This is a genomic window from Exiguobacterium sp. s163, assembly GCF_018617135.1.
Lineage (GTDB): Bacteria > Bacillota > Bacilli > Exiguobacteriales > Exiguobacteriaceae > Exiguobacterium > Exiguobacterium profundum.
The window spans coordinates 613,317-629,551 of the sequence record NZ_JACSJN010000001.1 but is presented as its reverse complement, the minus strand read 5'-3'; the positions used below and the strand labels follow the sequence as shown (position 1 = coordinate 629,551).

Sequence of the window (16,235 nt, the reverse complement as noted above, 5' to 3'; positions counted from 1 at the left end):
GAAATTGGACGATATAAGGAGTGATGAACACAATGAGGAGGAACAAACAGTGAAAGTATTTAAAAACTTTACGACGCAACTGCTCGCGTGGATTTTGGTCACGTCCTTTATCACGGGCGGAGCGGTCGGCTACATTACCCTATTACTCTTGACGGAACTCGAGATGGAACAAGGTCAAGTCATGCTCGTCGGTACGGTAGTGGCATTACTCATCTCGTCACTCGGCGGGGGTGTTATTTACTTGATTGCCCGTCGCCCATTGAAAGCGGTCGAGATGGCTTCTGAAAAAGCTGTTGAAGTCGGGAATGGGGACTTGACGGTACACTTCGCCGACGAGAAGACGACGGATCGTTCAGAGATGGGACGTTTGCTCCTATCGATGGACAACATGGTCGAACATCTTCGGGAACAAGGCACGAACATGCGTTACACGGCGGACCAATTGACAGGGTCGGCACAGGAAATCGCAGCAGCGGTCCAAGAAGGGAACGTGGCGGGCGAAAGTATTCGTTCTGCGATGGATTCTCTCAACAAAATGTTAGAAGACAACGTCAGTGCGACGTATAATTCGATGGACTTGCTCGGAGCGGTCGCGCGGACGATGGAGAGCATCCGCCAAGAGATGTCATCGGCGCTTGATTCGGCGAGTGAGATGCAACAGGAAGCAGAGAGCGGGAAAGGCCTTGCCTCGTCTTCGGTCAATGCGATGCATGCGATTGCTGGGAAAGTGGAGCAATCATCAACACTTAACAGCCAGTTGACGGAAATGACAGGCGAAATTTCACGGATCACGGATGTCATCAGTGACATCTCGGCACAGACGAACTTGCTTGCCTTGAACGCATCGATTGAAGCGGCACGTGCCGGAGAGCATGGGCGTGGATTCGCCGTCGTAGCGGCAGAAGTGAAAAAGCTCGCGGAACAAACGGCGAACTCGACTCAAGAAATCACGGACCTCATCGTAGATGTGAAGCGTCTCGTTGGCGATACATCGTCTTCTATGGCGAACGTCAAAGCGGAGGTGGAGACAGGTGTCGGCTTAGTTGAAAAAGCAGGCGGTGCGTTCGCATCGATCCACAATTCAGCGAATGAAGTGTATAGCCATGTCCATTCGGTCGATTCGCTCCTCGATGAGTCACGTGGTCAGATCGATTCGGTTGTGACAAACTCAGCAGGCATCGTTGGTATGGTCGAAGAGGCATCGCGTTATGCGAATGAAGTGACGTCAGCGGCGAGCCAGCAAGCGGCTAGTCTTGGTGAGGTGAACGGGGCGATGACAGAGCTCGTTCGCGTCGCGGAAAGTTTGCAGAATGAGACGGAACAGATGAAGGTGGAAGTGTAAGAGATAAGAGGAGACGTCCCAGTGATGGGGCGTTTTTTCTATGCAAAAGTAAGAATCTACAGGTTTTGAATAGAAAGTTGAAAAAAAGACTAAACAGATACGAGATGACTCCGATATAGAGTATGGAAACGATAAAACGTTCCAAAAAATGCAAGGTGAGGGGCCGGCCTAAACCTTGCATGCTCGGACAAAAGGATTTGGAAGAGCGGAAAAACTTTAAACCTATGGAGGGAAATTACAATGATTATTAACCACAACCTTAACGCTATGAATGCCAACCGTAATATGGGATTCAACACATCGCAAACTGGTAAAGCAATGGAAAAATTGTCTTCGGGTCTCCGAATTAATCGTGCTGGAGACGATGCAGCAGGTCTTGCGATTTCTGAAAAAATGCGAGGACAAATTCGCGGTTTAGATCAAGCAACACGTAACTCACAAGATGCAATCTCTCTCATCCAAACTGCTGAAGGCGCTTTGAATGAAACTCACTCTATCCTTCAACGGATGCGTGAATTATCTGTTCAATCTTCAAACGATACAACAACTGATGCTGATCGAAATGAAATTCAAAAAGAAGTTTCTCAATTAAAATCAGAAGTTGATAGAATTTCTAACACAACAGAGTTCAACACTAAAAAATTGTTAGACGGTAGTGTAGCCAAAAATGCAAATTCTACATCGAGCTTTGCTAATACAGGTCTAACAGGTGTAAAAGTCAGTAACGATGATTTAAAAGCAGACACGTATACGGTGGCAGTTGCTGCTGGAGCAACTGAAGTATTTACTGAAATTAGTGACACTACAGATGTCACTGGTATTGCTATTACTGGTGGATCAACAGTTGAAATGGGTAATTATACTTTAGAAGCAAAGACTAATAGTGGAGATAACACTCAACTTGATTATCTTTTGAAGGATGCAAACGGTAAAGAATTAGCAACTGTCACGGCAGCAAAATCAGCTACAACTGTAGCTATCGGTGGATTTGACTTCACTGTTCCAGATTCAAGTGGTGGAACAACTGGAGAAGGTACACTTAAGTTTAGTGTGGGGCAATCAGCTACATTTACTGTCACTGATTCAACTGGTACTACTGTTGGTACTACTACTTTAACTAATGATACTTCTGGAAAAGTGAATGTTGGGGGATTAGAGTTTACTTTTAACTCGGATTTAGCTGCCGGAACTAATGATGCAGATATTAAAATCCAGGATAATTCTCTTGAGTTCCAAATTGGGGCAAATGAAAATCAAACTGTAAAATTAGCTTTAGGTGACATGGACACAGCAGGACTTAATATTGCTGATCTTGATGTATCAAATAAAACTGGTGCACAGGTTGCAATTACAAAATTAGATGCAGCTATTCAATCAGTTTCTGGAGAGCGTTCGAAGTTAGGTGCAAACCAAAATCGTCTCGAACACACGATTAACAACTTAAGCACATCTGCTGAAAACCTCCAAGCCGCTGAATCACGTATTCGTGACGTAGATATGGCAAAAGAGATGATGAACTTCACGAAGAACAACATCCTCAACCAAGCTGCGCAAGCAATGTTAGCTCAAGCAAAATCACAACCAGAAGCGGTTCTGCAACTCCTTCGGTAAGATTTTACGGGCGTCTTATCTGGTGACGGATAAGAATATAACTGGGTGAATTGCTGGAACTCCTTAGAGCCCTCCTTACGACAACGTGACTGGAAACGGTGAGCGTGAACGTTTGAAAAAAGGAAGGGATTGGACAATCAGCAGCCAAGCATCTGTCAGGAAACTGTGATGAAGGTTCAACGACTAGGATGAACGACCTACCGACTCTATTGTCCACGGTTATGAGATCCGTACTTCGTAAACGGCGAGGGAAGTGCCCAGCCCCTATTTTACAATATTGATAATTTGTATATTGGAATTGTAAAAGGGTGAAGATATAGTCTGGACCATATTGAAAAATATGGGCATCTGCAAGCAAATCAACAGCCTCAGGCTGTACTTCAATTGCTCCGTTAATATAGCAATTGAGCACTTGATCGTTATACTAAAAACCGTGGAGCTTATGCTTCACGGTTTTTCACATCTTGCCACTTATAAACGACGGACCAATACGTTCGATTTAAGCGTTGGGCAATTTCTTTGTCTGTCACACCCTGTTGTTTCCATTCAATCAGTGATGTGACTTCGTCATGACTATAAGGTCTTGCAGGGATTGAGACGCGGATCGTGTAGTCAGGGTGTGTTTGTTTGTAGTGATCCACCTCAGCGTCTAAACGGTTTTGCCATGACAACTTATACATAAAGTCCGGAAGTTCAGCTTGGTAAGGTTGAAGTAAATTTAAAATATCAAAGGTATCCGTCACTTTTGTCGTCTTTAAGTAATAACCAGTGCCGCTTGGAGTTCCAGACGTACGAACGTTGATGTTGTAATGGTCTCTCATCCATTCCGCGAGCTGCTCTAATTGTTCTTTCGAAAAGGCTTGTAAATAGAGAGCGATATGTGGTGTGAATTGAATTTCCTTCTTCTTATGGTTGAATCGTTTACTGAGAAGCAGAGAGCCGTCGTCTAAATAAAGTGTCAGTATACACGCTGGATGATAAATATCTTTTAGTAATTCGAATGGGATATGCTTTTTATTATTTGGATAAAAGAGAGGAAAAAGTCTTGTCATGAGTGGGATAGATCGTGACACTAAATTATTTCCACGTAAGTATAGTAAGTCTGGAAGTTTTCGCTGTTTCCACTCTCGATAACTCAATTGACCTAAACTAAAATGTTCCCGGTAACTATTGTTGATTCTTCTATCATACGCATAACACTTTGTAATTTCCCCATCCCCCAAAATACTAGCAACCAAAATAGCGACTTGTTCTTCTGATAGCCCTTCCCAGTCCATGACGTGTCTCTCCTTCATCAATTTTTTTACCTTTCTTAAGTTATTCCCGATTTATTTGAATAGCCTGAGTCATTAATTTATCGGCTCACATCCAATTTTTTATTGACATGTCGATAAGTAGAACGAGACGATGATTTCTGATTGGAGAAACTATTAACAGAATTAGAAGTTGTATCTTTCGAACAAAAGCGATTAGCCGAATTAAAAGATTTGCTTCGAACGATGCAATCGATTGTATATGAAGCAATCATGAGTGATGAAAAAAGACTACTTACAAAAGCAATTTACAGACCTACAAGCACACGTGAAATTTCTTGAAGCTGGAAAACGATAACGAATTGATTAAACTACTATAAAAATCATGCTTTTTAACCGATAAAGACCATGAGAACAATTATAAGAGGAGTAGACCCATATGAACCCGACCATTTCAGAAGTCCGGCTTCACCTACCTTCTTCCGTCTTGCCGTATGAACAAACGAAAAACGTGTTCGTCGAAGCGAATCAAGCGAAACTCGCCGACGAAGGCATCGTCATTCTTCCGACGCCTCAACACGTTACCAAGCTAGAGGCGGCCGTCGAGAAGGCGAATCAAGTCCTAGAACAACAGCGTACAGGTTTAAAATTTATGAAGCATGAAAAATTGAACGACTATTATATTCAAATCGTGGATACAAACAATGAAGTCATCCGCGAAATCCCGAGCAAGAAGTCACTCGATTTCTTCGCAGCGTTCATGGAGTTCAATCATCTCTTTGACGAACGGGTATAAAGGAGGATTCTCATGACGACACCGATCCGATTTGGCGGACTCGCCAGTGGAATCGATACAGATACGATTATCAAGCAATTGATGCAGGCCGAGCGTGCTCCAGTCGATAAACTGGAACAGAAGAAACAAACGACGGAATGGAAACGCGATGCGTATCGTGAAATTAACCGCTCGCTTATGACTTTACGAAATAGTGCGGTCGACTTGATGTTTAGTCGAAATTTCTATGCGAAGACGTCTAGTTCATCGGATGAGTCACGCGTTTCGGTTGTGACAGGCCCATCAAGTGGAAATAGCGCAATACGCATCGATTCAGTCGAACGATTAGCAACTTCAGCATCTACTTTAATCGACACTGTAGATCGAAATAGTCAGAAGTTAACAGCTGCAACAAAAATATCAGATTTAAATGGACTAGTTGTTGGTCAAAAACGAGTTCATCAGGATACAGCTGGCACAGAAATGAACTTAGCCAAAGGTTTAGATTTTATGGATGCTAGTGTCGTATTAAAAGATCAAGCAGGCAATGCGTTAAACAAAGCAGATTTTGCGTATGATGCGGCAACAGGCAAACTGACTGCTACGAATACAACCACATATGTGGATGGTGTCATTCCTAAAGGAGTGGTGGTAGAGTATACGCAAGGTACTGGTTATGAAATCGGATTTAAGTCATCGACGACGGGCGCACATAAAACCATTCAACTTTCTGCAGATGCAACTGTACAAGATTTAATCAATCAATTGAATGGAAAAGATACGGGTCTTTCAGCTTTCTTCGAACCCGTCAGTGGGAAAATTTCGATTTCGACAAAAGAAACAGGGGAAGCTGCGACAATCGATTTTGATGCTGAAACGCGAATTGCATTGAATTTGAGTACAGCACCGATTGGAACAGACGCAAAATTTAAAGTAAACGGCATTGAAGTGACGCGATCATCCAATACAACTACTTTTGACAATATGACAATCACTTTGAAAGCGGAGTTCCCGACTACTCAAAATCCAACGGCAGGACCGGTTACCCTCTCCGCTGCCACGGACACACAAAAAGTCTTTGACAACATCAAAGGATTCGTCGATAAATACAATGAGACGATTGATCTCATGAACAAGAAGACGCGCGAAGAACGATTCCGCTCGTTCGCACCGCTCACGCAAGCACAGCGCGATGAGTTGTCGGAAGATGAAATCAAGAAGTGGGAAGAGAAAGCGATGAGTGGGATGCTCCGCGGGGATATAATCCTTCGAGGGACGATGGATACGCTTCGTAGCAAATGGTCAGGCGCAACATCGAGCACAAATGATTTAGATATGTCTCGCTTGTTCCAAATCGGTCTCTCGACCGGATCAGACTTCACGAACGGCGGAAAGATTGAGCTGAATGAAGAGAAGTTAAAAGCCGCCATCGAGAAAGACCCGGAACAAGTATACAAGCTCTTCACGGATGAAGAGACGGGACTCCTTCCGCAAATCCGTGACACTGCGAAAGACTCACGTGAGACGATTACGCGCATCGCCGGTGCGGACGGTGCTGGTGCTCCGACGTATTCAATGGGCCGCGAGATGACGCAGATGGATACGCGAATCAAACGACTAAACGATTTACTCATCGATAAAGAAAACGCCTACTACCGTCGCTTCGCTGCGATGGAAACGGCGATGAACCAGGCGAACTCGCAAGCCGCTTCACTTCAACAGTTTTTAGGCGGAGGCATGTAAGAGGAGGAATTTAAATGGTAGCCAATCCATACGCAGCTTATCAAAACAACGCGGTCACGACCGCGAACCCACAGGAACTGACGCTTATGCTTTATGACGGGGCGCTCAAGTTCATGCGCCTCGCCAAGCTTGCAATCGACCAGGGCAACCCTGATTTAAAGAACATCAACATCCAAAAGACGCAAGCCATCTTCCAAGAGCTTCGTCTCACACTCAATAAAGATATCGCCATCTCGGCGAACTTGGATTCACTCTATGACTACATGTGGCGCCGCCTCGTCGATGCGAACGTCAAGAACGATACGACCATCCTCGACGAAGTGCTCGACTTCACGACGGAACTCCGTGACACGTGGAAGGAAGCGATGAAACTCGCGAAGCAGTCATGAGACCGATTGATGAGATCATCTTAAAGACACAGCGTTTAAAAGAGTTGCTGGCGAAAGTTCCGGAAGAGCCGACGTATGACACGTGGATGGAACAAATCCATGAGCTCTTGGACGACCGCGAACAGTTGCTCGCGGCGCACGGTCCTGATCTGGAGAAAGCCGATCAGACGGTCCTTCGGCAGCTCGTCGACGACAGTCAAAAGATCGCCCGTCTCATTGAAGCCGAACACCAGCGCCTCGGGATGACGCTCGGGACAGCCCGGATGGAACGAAAGACGGTCAAATCGTATGTCGACCCATATGAAGACGTCGATTCTAACTTTTCCGGTCTATTTGACCAACAGACGTAAAAAGCTCGAGGGCATATGCCTTCGAGCTTTTGTGTTAAGAGGCTTTGACTTGTCGACGCATCCGGATGATGAAATAAGAAGCGGTAAATAAAATCAGACCACTCACCGTGAAGTTTAAATAGAGACGTGCGGCATCTTGAAGCGATGTGATTGGCGTAGATCGACCGAACCAGAGAAGTGGTAGGATTGTCACGTGCATAACGCTCCAATGAATGAAGATTTGTTTCTTGAACGACCACTGTTGGACTTCATAAATAACGCTTGTGAGCCCGAGGAAGAAGGCAACCCCTGCGTAGACGAGCATTGCGTGTACGGCGTCTGTGTTACCTGACCAACTTTGATAGAGAGCGAGGATCGCGAATGGCAGCGACCAAATGAGACTCCGTAGTATTGCTTTTTTCAATAATTGCATATGAATCTTCCTTCCATTAATTCGTTGTATCTGTATACGCGTATGTAAGGGAAAAGTTTTATCTGAGGAGTAGAGGTGAAATGAAGTCTGTTTTCCGCTATAATCGGGTAAACATCAATGTAGCCGTTGCTTCTTTTCTGGAAAGAGGAGGGAAACGAGATGCGTGAGAAAGAGTCCAACCCGGTATCGTCACGGAAGCGCCGTTATTTCGTCTATGGTCCAGAGGGAGCGTACGATGAATACGTCGAACGGGACCCAAAACTCGAAGCGTACGTCGAGGACGATACGCCGTTTGAGGATCGCCCCGACCCATACGAGGAAGAAGAGCTGAAATCAAGAGGATAAGCATACGTGTCAAGGTTCTATTACGGACCTTGGCTTTTATTTTACCTGGAACTTTTTCTTAATACTGTACCGTCTGTCAATTCGTTATATTCGTCTTAACCACATCACTTTGATTTTGGAAAGGGAGAGATGAAGATGAACATGAAACGATTTGGCTTACTGGTGGCGGTACCGCTCGCACTACTTGTCGGTTGCGGGGAAGCAGACGAACTGAAGACGACAGCCACGGATACGGAAGAAGTGGCAGAAGCGGAAGCGAGTACGGCTGAAGAATCATCAACTGAAGAAACGGACGTTCAAGAAAGTGAACTCGGCACAAATAAGATTTATATGAAGAATAAGGCGCTCACGATCACGGAAACGATGGGACCGATCCAGTTCGCGATCGACAAGGTACAGACGTCACGCCTCACGGTCGCGGAAGCTTATCGAGACTCATTCGATGGACAAGAAGAGGTGACGGTCGTCGCGATGAACATGATTGTTGAGAACACGGTCGACGAGACGATGAGCTTCCATCCGAACCAGGCGACACTGGTGACGAACACAGGGGAGCAGGTGTCTTCAGACTTATGGTTCTCAGATGACGTCGGTGGAGAATTTTTAGGAAAGGTGAAGAAAGAAGGGAACGTCCTCTTCTTCGTGAAAGCAAAACCAGAAGAGCTGACGGACTTGAAAGTCGTCATCGATGGACCGTTTGACGAGAACTTCGACAAAGTGGCAGAAGACCGCTACGAATATACAATTAACGTGACGAAATAAGAGTAGGCGTGCCGAATAAAATCGGTACGCCTACTCTCATGGTTGATTATTACTACACAATAAGCATAGCGAACATACGAAGGGATTCTCATAATTTGAGAGTTCCTTGTATCTTAATTTTTTCATTTTGCAACATCTTAATTCTTAATGGGTACATATAAATCGACTTTAGATTTTCCGTCGGGATCTTCAGCTGGATTGTTCAAATTGAACTCCAAGGTATTTCTAGATTCGTCCACTGAATATTCGCGTTCTGGTAACCATTCTTCCAAAATATATTTATACGTCTCACTCAGTTTTTCTGGAGTATCGTAGAAATGGTGCACGATGTATTGACCACCTTCTAGCTTTTTAAATTGTATCTCCCCGTGTCCTGTTTTATCAAAGTTTTTAGGAACTGTGACACAAGCATCATGTCTACATTCATGAGGATCAACATCGTTCGGATTATCAAATGAAATACCGATAAATTGACTTGATGGAGGGTAAAGGTTGTGTTCCGTCGCCCAATGTATTAATTTCCCCCAATGCTCCTGTGGTTCAAAATAGCTACCCGTACGTCTGATAAATGCAATTTCAGTCTCAGGCAATTGCTTTAAAGTCATATCCATTTTGTAACCCCCATTAAAGTTGATTGATTCAATTGTCTTGATCTCCAAAAAAGTGCTTCATTGAAATAATATCTCGATGAAGTGTTGCAACAGGAATGTTATTTACGCTGATGCGGCAACGGAATCGACAACACGTCCCAGTCACTTCCGGCAAATAGCTTCGACAGATAGACGACTTGTCCGACATGATACCCATAATGCGACACTTGACGTTCAATCGCGTCAATCACGGAATGGGCTTCCCCGCGAATCATCACGTTCTTCCCTAAGTCATCTTGTGTCAGATCGGCTAAGACGTCATCCAACAGTTGCCATCGCTCATCCCATACTTTCATGAGTTCTTCACGGGACAGTTGCTGGTCCTCGAACTCAGCGTCGCGATTGCGGTCCGGCTTTTCGCCATCCGTCGTCAAGAAATCGGTCCAACGTGACTTCATATTGTTCGCCATGTGCTGAATGATCAGAGCGAGGGAGAGCGTATCCGGTGCAAGTGTCTTGTGCAGGTCCTCTTCACTCACTTGGACGAGCGCTCGCTCAGCGAGTTGTTTCTGACTTTTAAACGTCGCACGGACGGTATCGAGATATTGCGTTTCAAACATGAAAAGCTCCTCCTCTTCGTATGTATCTGCTTTGAATATACCTCATATCTATCCCACTAAAAATTAAATTAATGTTATAACAATTGAGATTCCAAGTGATACATCCTGCAAGACGTCACCGCATCGTCGACATGAGGGCACTGGGTAGTCATTGTTGTGTAGATCTCTTATTCATCAATTGTGTCGATTGCGTTTGTCCGTGAGTGGATGAGCGCGATTTTTTGTATGCAAAAAGTGTGAGACACGAGGTCCCACACTTCTGATTACGCATGTTCCAATCGAAACTCTTCCCAATGATCGCGGGCCTGGTTCCGAATCCGCTCCGATACTTCCTTACTGCTCAAGAGAATCCCGTACCAGCGACGCGCATCCTCGTAGTAGTCGAGCGCGGCCGAGAGGTCGGCAATCCGTAGCATAAGTTGATCGTACGGTAATCCGGTCCGTATCGGGTCCGTATACGCTTCTTGTACCTCATTGTATTTATCGAGCGTCCGCTGCATCCATTCCTTCTCAGACGCCGTATCCCCAATCAACCGATACATCCATACAATCCGCATCCCGAGCATGGCGACGACGGAAGGTTTCTGTCCGCTCAACTGGGCCGTCATGACGGCGAACTTATAGAGGAGGATGACGTGCTCATACGAGCGGTCACCTTTCAACACATCTGGATTCACTTGATTGAAGTAGTGCGTCTCGAGTGCTTCCCGGTTATGTTTGCGCACCTTGTCGAACGAGTCATGAAAGACGAGGTGACAATGGTCGCAGACGGTCGGTTCGTATAAATACGGGTTTGGTCCGTCATACGTCGTGTAACCATCCTTCTCGACCTCGAGCGGACGGATGTGACGTGATAAGACACGGTTCGTCTTACTTTCCTGTAAACAATACGGACATTTGACTTTCTTCAAAAATAAATGTTCTGCCATCTCGACACCTCACACATAGACGTTGACGAGCAGTCCGCGAATCTCACCGACCTGGTCGAGTAAGGAGAGGCGAGAGGCTTCTCCTGAGATGACCTGATCCGTCAGCGCGAGGAGTTTTTGGTCGACTTGTTCGACGACCTTATAAATCTTCGCGCGGCCGCGGCGATTGAATCCACGTTTGTCCTCGAGACGGAGTGCCGCGTCAACGGCCTCTTTCATAAAGTCTTTAATCATTTGTTTGTAGTCGGCGAGCGCCTCGACGGTCTGACTCTCGGCGAGCAGTTCTCCTTGTTCATGGATCGCGGCGATTTGACGTTTGAAGCGTTCGTATTCCCGGTCTTCGCGCTTCTGACCGATCACATTTTGGAAGGAGACACCGGGTTCGACTTCGGCGCGCTTTGCCTTACTTGAGCCGAGGAGCGATTGCGTCTCCATGATGCGACGAATGTCCATATGGGCAACCGTCCTTTCTTTAGGTTAGTTCAATAATTGTAACACGCCTTGCGGCAATGCGTTCGACTGGGCAATCATCGCCATGCCGGACTGATTCAAGATATTTAGACGGGCGAAGTCCATCATTTCACGGGCCATGTCGGCATCACGGATTCGTGACTCAGACGCCGTCAAGTTTTCTGAGCCGATGGCGACGACGCTGACGTTCGCCTCGAGTCGGTTTTGAATGGCCCCAAGTTTCGAACGTTCGAGTGACACTTTGTTGATGGCTGCATCGAATTTCGAGATGGCGTCTCCTGCGTCCGCCGGTGTCAATACGCTTAGCGCGTAGAATGTTCGATCAGGTGTTGCTCCATCATTGTCATCATCGACGGCAGGGAGTTCCCCGCCACCAGGTGTCAACGTCGTGATATCGAGTGCGTGCGCCCGCATATCTTGTACGTTTAAGATGACGGCTTCGTTGTTGCCGGCACCGATTTGGAAGAATAACGTGCTCTTCCCTTGCATATATTCCCCGTTCATAATCTTCTTCGAGTTGAATTCGGTCGTCTCCGCGATCCGGGTCACTTCGGCAGTCAATGCGTTAATTTCTTCCTGGACAGCTTTGGCGTCGTCTTCACTGAGCGTTCCATTTGCTGATTGAACCGATAATTCACGCATCCGTTGGAGAAGGGCGTGTGTTTCGTTCATTCCGCCTTCTAGCGTCTGTGTGAGCGAGATGCTGTCGAGCGTGTTGCGTTCTGCCATCGAGAGGGAGTCGAGGCGCATCCGCATCTTCTCCGAGATGGCGAGACCCGCTGCATCATCCGACGCCTTATTGATGCGGACCCCGCTCGAAAGACGGTCCATCGTCTTCTTCATCGATGCCTGATTCAGGGAGAGCGATGAGTAGGCTTTTAAAGCTTGTACGTTATTGGTAATTTTCATAACGGTTTCCTCCAGTCGGGACAGGTTGGGTCTTGGCACGCTCCATTGCTTCACCCCATGTTTGGTCGAGGTCACTTGCGAGCGTATGTAGTTCGGCGATTTTTTCCTTATCCTGGTCGATGATTGCTTCGACGCTTGCGTTTGCCATATATAGATAAATTTCATCCAGTTGAACCGCGATAATCCCGCCGCCGTCATGGAGTCCTTGGTGAAGTTTGACTAAAAGTTCACGAGCTTGGCGAAGATGACGGTTCCGTTCGGCGATCGTCGAGTCTTGGGCACGTTCATAGTGATAAACGAGTGCATGAAGCATCGCTTGCGTGAGTTCTTCTGGCCTCATCTCATATAATTGGGTTGGATTCATCTTTGTTCTCCTTTGATCGAATCAAGTTCCTCTATCAACAACAACACTTCTGCCATCACGTCATACAGTTGGGGCGGGATGGCATCCCCTAAGTCAAGGTCGAGCAGGTGGCCGAGCAAGGAATGGTCGTTCTCGACCGCCACTCCTCGGGCACGTGCTTCCTGTAAAATCTTTTCAGCGACGGCGCCTGTCCCGCGGGCGACGATGACGGGCGCTTTGTCCGTCGTTTCGTCATAGCGGACGACCGCTGCCGTCTTGCGTTTCGTCAAATCCATGCGTTGATACATCGGGACCTCCTAAATTCTAAAGTCATAACCGGTCGTCGGTGCGATCGTTGGCTCTTCGATGACACGATCAGCTTTCGTGAGCGGTTTGAACTGAGTCGTCACACTCTTATATCCGATTGTCTCGAGCGTTTGTTCGATCTTTCCGAGAAGTGGACGGGCAAGACGTTCGACCGTCGCATCGTCATGTTCGAGCGTGAGTCGGAGGTTTCGGTCTTTCGCCTCGAGCTTGACGCCGATTTCTCCAAGGCGAGGGGTCTCCAAACGAATGTAGAGGACACTGTTCTCCCAGTCGACAACGTCCCCGGCCTCCTGGTTTTGGATATGAACATGGATTCCCGTGTCGATCTCTTGCACTTTTGCCGGTAGGGCGAACAAGAGTTGATGGAGCTGACCGCCATCAAGGCGGTTGAGCGTCTGTTGGACTTGGAAGAACGAGGCGAGGCGTTGTGCCTCAGGGTTTGTCGTATCTCCACGTACCGATAAAGCCGATGTCGGCGTATTGGATGTCGCTTGGGCAAGTTGTGCCTGCACCTGCACGCGTTGTGCCACTTCCTGGACGTGTCGTCCGGATAATGTCGAATCGAGCTTGAGTGGCGCGACGGTCGGCATCTCACCGGCGCGTGTCGCTCCGTGCGGGATATATTCGATACGTGCCTGGTTCGGCGCATAGCGGAAGTCATTCAGTGCCGCCCGGACCTCTTTGACAAGTGTCGCACTCTCTTGCGGTTTCGTCGCGAGCAACGACAACGCGACGTCGAGTTTGGCTGTCATGGCGACCAGTTGCTTCTCTTGCGTCACGTCGGTGTGAAGCAAGGCGTCCGTCTTTTGGACGAGTTGCGTCAGACGGGTCGAGACGGTCTCGAGGGCAGGGCGTGCCGCATGCGGGTTCGTCTCGATCAACGCGGCGACTTGTCCGAGTTGTTTCGTCACCGTCGCCTGCTCGCTTCGGAACGTGTTCGTGACGGTCGCGAGATGTGACGTCACTTCTTTCACCATCACTTGCTTCCCGTTGATTGGAGGAAGCGGCATCGCTTGGCGCGATTCAGATTCAATCGGACGCGATGATATCGGTGTCGTCGGCGTGAGGTCACGGATGACCCGGTCGATTGTTTCCGGTGTCGGCGTGACGCGTTCACTCACGGGACGTGACAGATTGACGAGTTCGACATACCGCTCTTTTTGTGGGTAAGGGGCGTTCGGCGCCGGCGGTGTAATCTGTTGTCTCGCTTCGTTCAAAGAGAGGACGGCAATCTCCCGCGCCATCTCACGAGGGACGGTCTGCGTATCGAGCGTCTTCAAATGTAGGATGACGTCCCGCATGTCTCCTTTGAACGCCGTCTCGAGAAGGCGTACCGTAGCTTCGTTCATCGGCAAGCGTCCGGATTGTAGCAGGCGGCTGACCGCGCTTCGTACTTCAGGTGGAAGGGAAGCGAGGAGCGTCTGGATCTTCGCGTCAAGTTTTGACGACGCGGACGCAGGTGGTGCGGATTCAAGTGTCTCTTCCTTTGGAGGGACGACGGTCGCCATCAAGACGCCGTCCTGTTCGGCGAGCGTCACTTGGAACGGGTTCGTCTTCGGAAGCCCGCCTTTAAATGTGACCTCGACTTCTTCACCGTTGATCTTGACGATCGCGGAGTCGGGTCCTGTCTGTTTGACGAGCTCGGCCTTGTACGTCCGGTTCGTCTGGATGCCTGGTAAGACCGAACTGACGGCGGTCGCTTGGGCTTGAATTTGCATGTTTGTCACCTCGACCATAATATCGACCTCTTTTTAAAAAAATGAAGCGAAACAATAGAAAAAAACCTTCCGTCTTTTCGACGGAAGGCGTGTCAGGACTCGAGCACGGGGCTCGCGTTCAATTGTTGGAACCGGGCGACGAGTTCACCTGTCGCTTTCAGTTGGTTCCGGAGGACGTACGGTGTTGCGTTCGTTTGGATTTGATGTCCATCGGTCGTGAGGACAAGCCCGTTCGGCTCACCCTCAATGTTCAGTATGTCTCGAATATGGGACCAGGCATACCATTCACAATCGTCTCGTTTTGGAGACTTCGTCGGGAAGAAGACGAGTCCGGTTGTCGGTTCAATCACGACAGGAACTTTCCCTTTTACGCCGGCGACGCGTTTGGCGATGAAGATTCTTTCCTCGATCGAGCTGTTGTACTGGCGGCAAGAAAGTTGCAACAACTGGTACGGCCGGAGCGGGGTTGAAATCTCGGTGCCATCCTCGAGAATGATCCGTGACTGCTTCATGATGTCAAAGCAAGGGAGAATCGCCACGGTTCGCTTTGTGATGCGATATTTTTCCTCAGAATAGTAGGAGCGCATACGCTGCACCATCCTCCTCGTATTAGATTTTCAGGATCGGCTAAAGACAAACGGCACAAACCTAAATCATCCCTTTAATGATATATCACAAAAAATGTAAATTCAACAAGACAATATGAAAAGTAGGGAAATATAATTCCAATGAAAGCCAAATGACGAAACGTTTACAAATATTTGAGAAAGTATTTGTCACGTTTACAAGAAGGTGGTAAGATTAGCCGTAGAGGACAATCCTCTGTATTCTCCAATGGTGAAAGGAATGGATTTACACATGGTAGGTAAAGTAAAATGGTTTAACTCAGAAAAAGGTTTTGGATTCATCGAAGTTGAAGGCGGCAAAGACGTGTTCGTACACTTCTCAGCAATCCAATCTGAAGGCTACAAATCACTTGACGAAGGTCAAGATGTAGAGTTTGAAATCGTTGATGGCGAGCGTGGCCCACAAGCGGCTAACGTTGTAAAATTATAATTTCAAACCACGAAGCCGGCTCCCTTGGGAGTCGGCTTTTTATTTTGTCTACATAATAAAAAAAGGCGTTTAAAAATGAGTGGAATGGGTATTTTCTTTCTATACCTTTCGCTCGTTCTAGGAAATGTTGAATTCGGAACAAAATTGTCATTATTTTCTGATGATAACGTTTTCAATCGTAGCGTTTTCGGGGTATAATATGAGTGAGCCACCTGATTCCCCTTTCTTTTTTAAGAAATGAAGCAGGAGATTCCGTCTCGTTCGACGAATCATTGGTTCAAGCGGTTATT

Annotated in this window: 21 protein-coding genes; 10 read left to right on the top strand and 11 right to left on the bottom strand. The window is 47.3% G+C overall.

The genetic code is table 11. From position 1 onward, the window contains the following. Positions 1-49 precede the first annotated feature (49 nt). Together KNO71_RS03320 and KNO71_RS03315 are read left to right on the top strand one after the other, a co-directional pair. Positions 50-1,342, top strand: coding sequence for a methyl-accepting chemotaxis protein (locus tag KNO71_RS03320; RefSeq protein WP_214687223.1), 1,293 nt, complete (start codon positions 50-52; stop codon positions 1,340-1,342). Positions 1,343-1,582: 240 nt separating this feature from the next. Further along, a complete protein-coding gene (locus KNO71_RS03315) occupies positions 1,583-2,953 on the top strand; it encodes a flagellin N-terminal helical domain-containing protein (RefSeq protein WP_214687221.1) in 1,371 nt (456 codons plus the stop codon). Positions 2,954-3,393: 440 nt separating this feature from the next. Here KNO71_RS03315 and KNO71_RS03310 read toward each other — a convergent pair whose 3' ends face one another. Beyond that, positions 3,394-4,230 carry an endonuclease gene (locus tag KNO71_RS03310; RefSeq protein WP_214687219.1) on the bottom strand — a complete coding sequence of 279 codons (837 nt, stop codon included), beginning with the start codon at positions 4,228-4,230 and terminating at the stop codon, positions 3,394-3,396. 141 nt (positions 4,231-4,371) lie between these two features. Here KNO71_RS03310 and KNO71_RS03305 point away from each other — a divergent pair, with 141 nt between their 5' ends. The 5 genes from KNO71_RS03305 (at position 4,372) to fliT (ending at position 7,463) form a co-directional block, all read left to right on the top strand. Next, a complete protein-coding gene (locus tag KNO71_RS03305; RefSeq protein WP_214687217.1) occupies positions 4,372-4,548 on the top strand; it encodes a hypothetical protein in 177 nt (58 codons plus the stop codon). A gap of 97 nt (positions 4,549-4,645) precedes the next feature. Then, complete coding sequence (locus KNO71_RS03300) at positions 4,646-5,002, top strand: flagellar protein FlaG (RefSeq protein WP_214687215.1); 357 nt, start codon at positions 4,646-4,648, stop codon at positions 5,000-5,002. A 12-nt stretch (positions 5,003-5,014) separates the two neighbouring features. Then, positions 5,015-6,724: a flagellar filament capping protein FliD gene (fliD, locus tag KNO71_RS03295; RefSeq protein ID WP_214687213.1), complete on the top strand. Its 1,710-nt coding sequence runs from the start codon at positions 5,015-5,017 to the stop codon at positions 6,722-6,724. Positions 6,725-6,738: 14 nt separating this feature from the next. Then, positions 6,739-7,113: a flagellar export chaperone FliS gene (gene fliS / locus KNO71_RS03290; protein ID WP_012726961.1), complete on the top strand. Its 375-nt coding sequence runs from the start codon at positions 6,739-6,741 to the stop codon at positions 7,111-7,113. Next, positions 7,110-7,463 carry a flagellar protein FliT gene (gene fliT, locus KNO71_RS03285; RefSeq protein WP_012726960.1) on the top strand — a complete coding sequence of 118 codons (354 nt, stop codon included), beginning with the start codon at positions 7,110-7,112 and terminating at the stop codon, positions 7,461-7,463. The genes fliS and fliT overlap by 4 nt, the downstream gene beginning before the upstream one ends. 34 nt (positions 7,464-7,497) lie before the next feature. Here fliT and KNO71_RS03280 read toward each other — a convergent pair whose 3' ends face one another. Beyond that, positions 7,498-7,875, bottom strand: coding sequence for a DUF3021 family protein (locus KNO71_RS03280; RefSeq protein ID WP_214687211.1), 378 nt, complete (start codon positions 7,873-7,875; stop codon positions 7,498-7,500). A gap of 159 nt (positions 7,876-8,034) precedes the next feature. Between KNO71_RS03280 and KNO71_RS03275 the strand changes: the two genes are divergently transcribed. Both KNO71_RS03275 and KNO71_RS03270 read left to right on the top strand, forming a co-directional pair. Beyond that, on the top strand, positions 8,035-8,220 hold the full coding sequence (locus tag KNO71_RS03275) for a hypothetical protein (protein WP_214687210.1): 186 nt from the start codon (positions 8,035-8,037) through the stop codon (positions 8,218-8,220). 135 nt (positions 8,221-8,355) lie between these two features. Continuing rightward, positions 8,356-8,982: a DUF4352 domain-containing protein gene (locus tag KNO71_RS03270; protein WP_214687209.1), complete on the top strand. Its 627-nt coding sequence runs from the start codon at positions 8,356-8,358 to the stop codon at positions 8,980-8,982. A gap of 137 nt (positions 8,983-9,119) precedes the next feature. On the opposite strand, the gene KNO71_RS03265 is transcribed toward KNO71_RS03270, so the two are convergent. The 9 genes from KNO71_RS03265 to KNO71_RS03225 form a co-directional block, all read right to left on the bottom strand. Beyond that, positions 9,120-9,593: an AraC family transcriptional regulator gene (locus tag KNO71_RS03265; RefSeq protein ID WP_214687208.1), complete on the bottom strand. Its 474-nt coding sequence runs from the start codon at positions 9,591-9,593 to the stop codon at positions 9,120-9,122. Positions 9,594-9,691: 98 nt separating this feature from the next. Further along, complete coding sequence (locus tag KNO71_RS03260; RefSeq protein WP_214687207.1) at positions 9,692-10,192, bottom strand: DUF1572 family protein; 501 nt, start codon at positions 10,190-10,192, stop codon at positions 9,692-9,694. A 263-nt stretch (positions 10,193-10,455) separates the two neighbouring features. Beyond that, positions 10,456-11,121: a DUF2225 domain-containing protein gene (locus KNO71_RS03255; protein ID WP_214687206.1), complete on the bottom strand. Its 666-nt coding sequence runs from the start codon at positions 11,119-11,121 to the stop codon at positions 10,456-10,458. A gap of 9 nt (positions 11,122-11,130) precedes the next feature. After that, on the bottom strand, positions 11,131-11,574 hold the full coding sequence (locus tag KNO71_RS03250) for a YaaR family protein (protein WP_214687204.1): 444 nt from the start codon (positions 11,572-11,574) through the stop codon (positions 11,131-11,133). Positions 11,575-11,598: 24 nt separating this feature from the next. Further along, complete coding sequence (locus tag KNO71_RS03245; protein ID WP_214687202.1) at positions 11,599-12,501, bottom strand: flagellin N-terminal helical domain-containing protein; 903 nt, start codon at positions 12,499-12,501, stop codon at positions 11,599-11,601. Next, a complete protein-coding gene (locus KNO71_RS03240; RefSeq protein WP_214687200.1) occupies positions 12,485-12,865 on the bottom strand; it encodes a flagellar protein FliS in 381 nt (126 codons plus the stop codon). The genes KNO71_RS03245 and KNO71_RS03240 overlap by 17 nt, the downstream gene beginning before the upstream one ends. Next, positions 12,862-13,152, bottom strand: a complete 291-nt coding sequence (locus KNO71_RS03235) for an EscU/YscU/HrcU family type III secretion system export apparatus switch protein (protein WP_047795070.1) — start codon at positions 13,150-13,152, stop codon at positions 12,862-12,864. The genes KNO71_RS03240 and KNO71_RS03235 overlap by 4 nt, the downstream gene beginning before the upstream one ends. Positions 13,153-13,161: 9 nt before the next feature. Then, positions 13,162-14,907: a hypothetical protein gene (locus tag KNO71_RS03230; RefSeq protein WP_214687198.1), complete on the bottom strand. Its 1,746-nt coding sequence runs from the start codon at positions 14,905-14,907 to the stop codon at positions 13,162-13,164. 74 nt (positions 14,908-14,981) lie between these two features. Then, entirely contained in the window at positions 14,982-15,488 is a 507-nt protein-coding gene (locus tag KNO71_RS03225; protein ID WP_235189275.1) for a competence protein ComK, read from the bottom strand. A 259-nt stretch (positions 15,489-15,747) separates the two neighbouring features. Between KNO71_RS03225 and cspD the strand changes: the two genes are divergently transcribed. Then, a complete protein-coding gene (gene cspD / locus KNO71_RS03220; protein WP_012726946.1) occupies positions 15,748-15,945 on the top strand; it encodes a cold-shock protein CspD in 198 nt (65 codons plus the stop codon). The last annotated feature ends 290 nt before the right edge of the window (positions 15,946-16,235 follow it).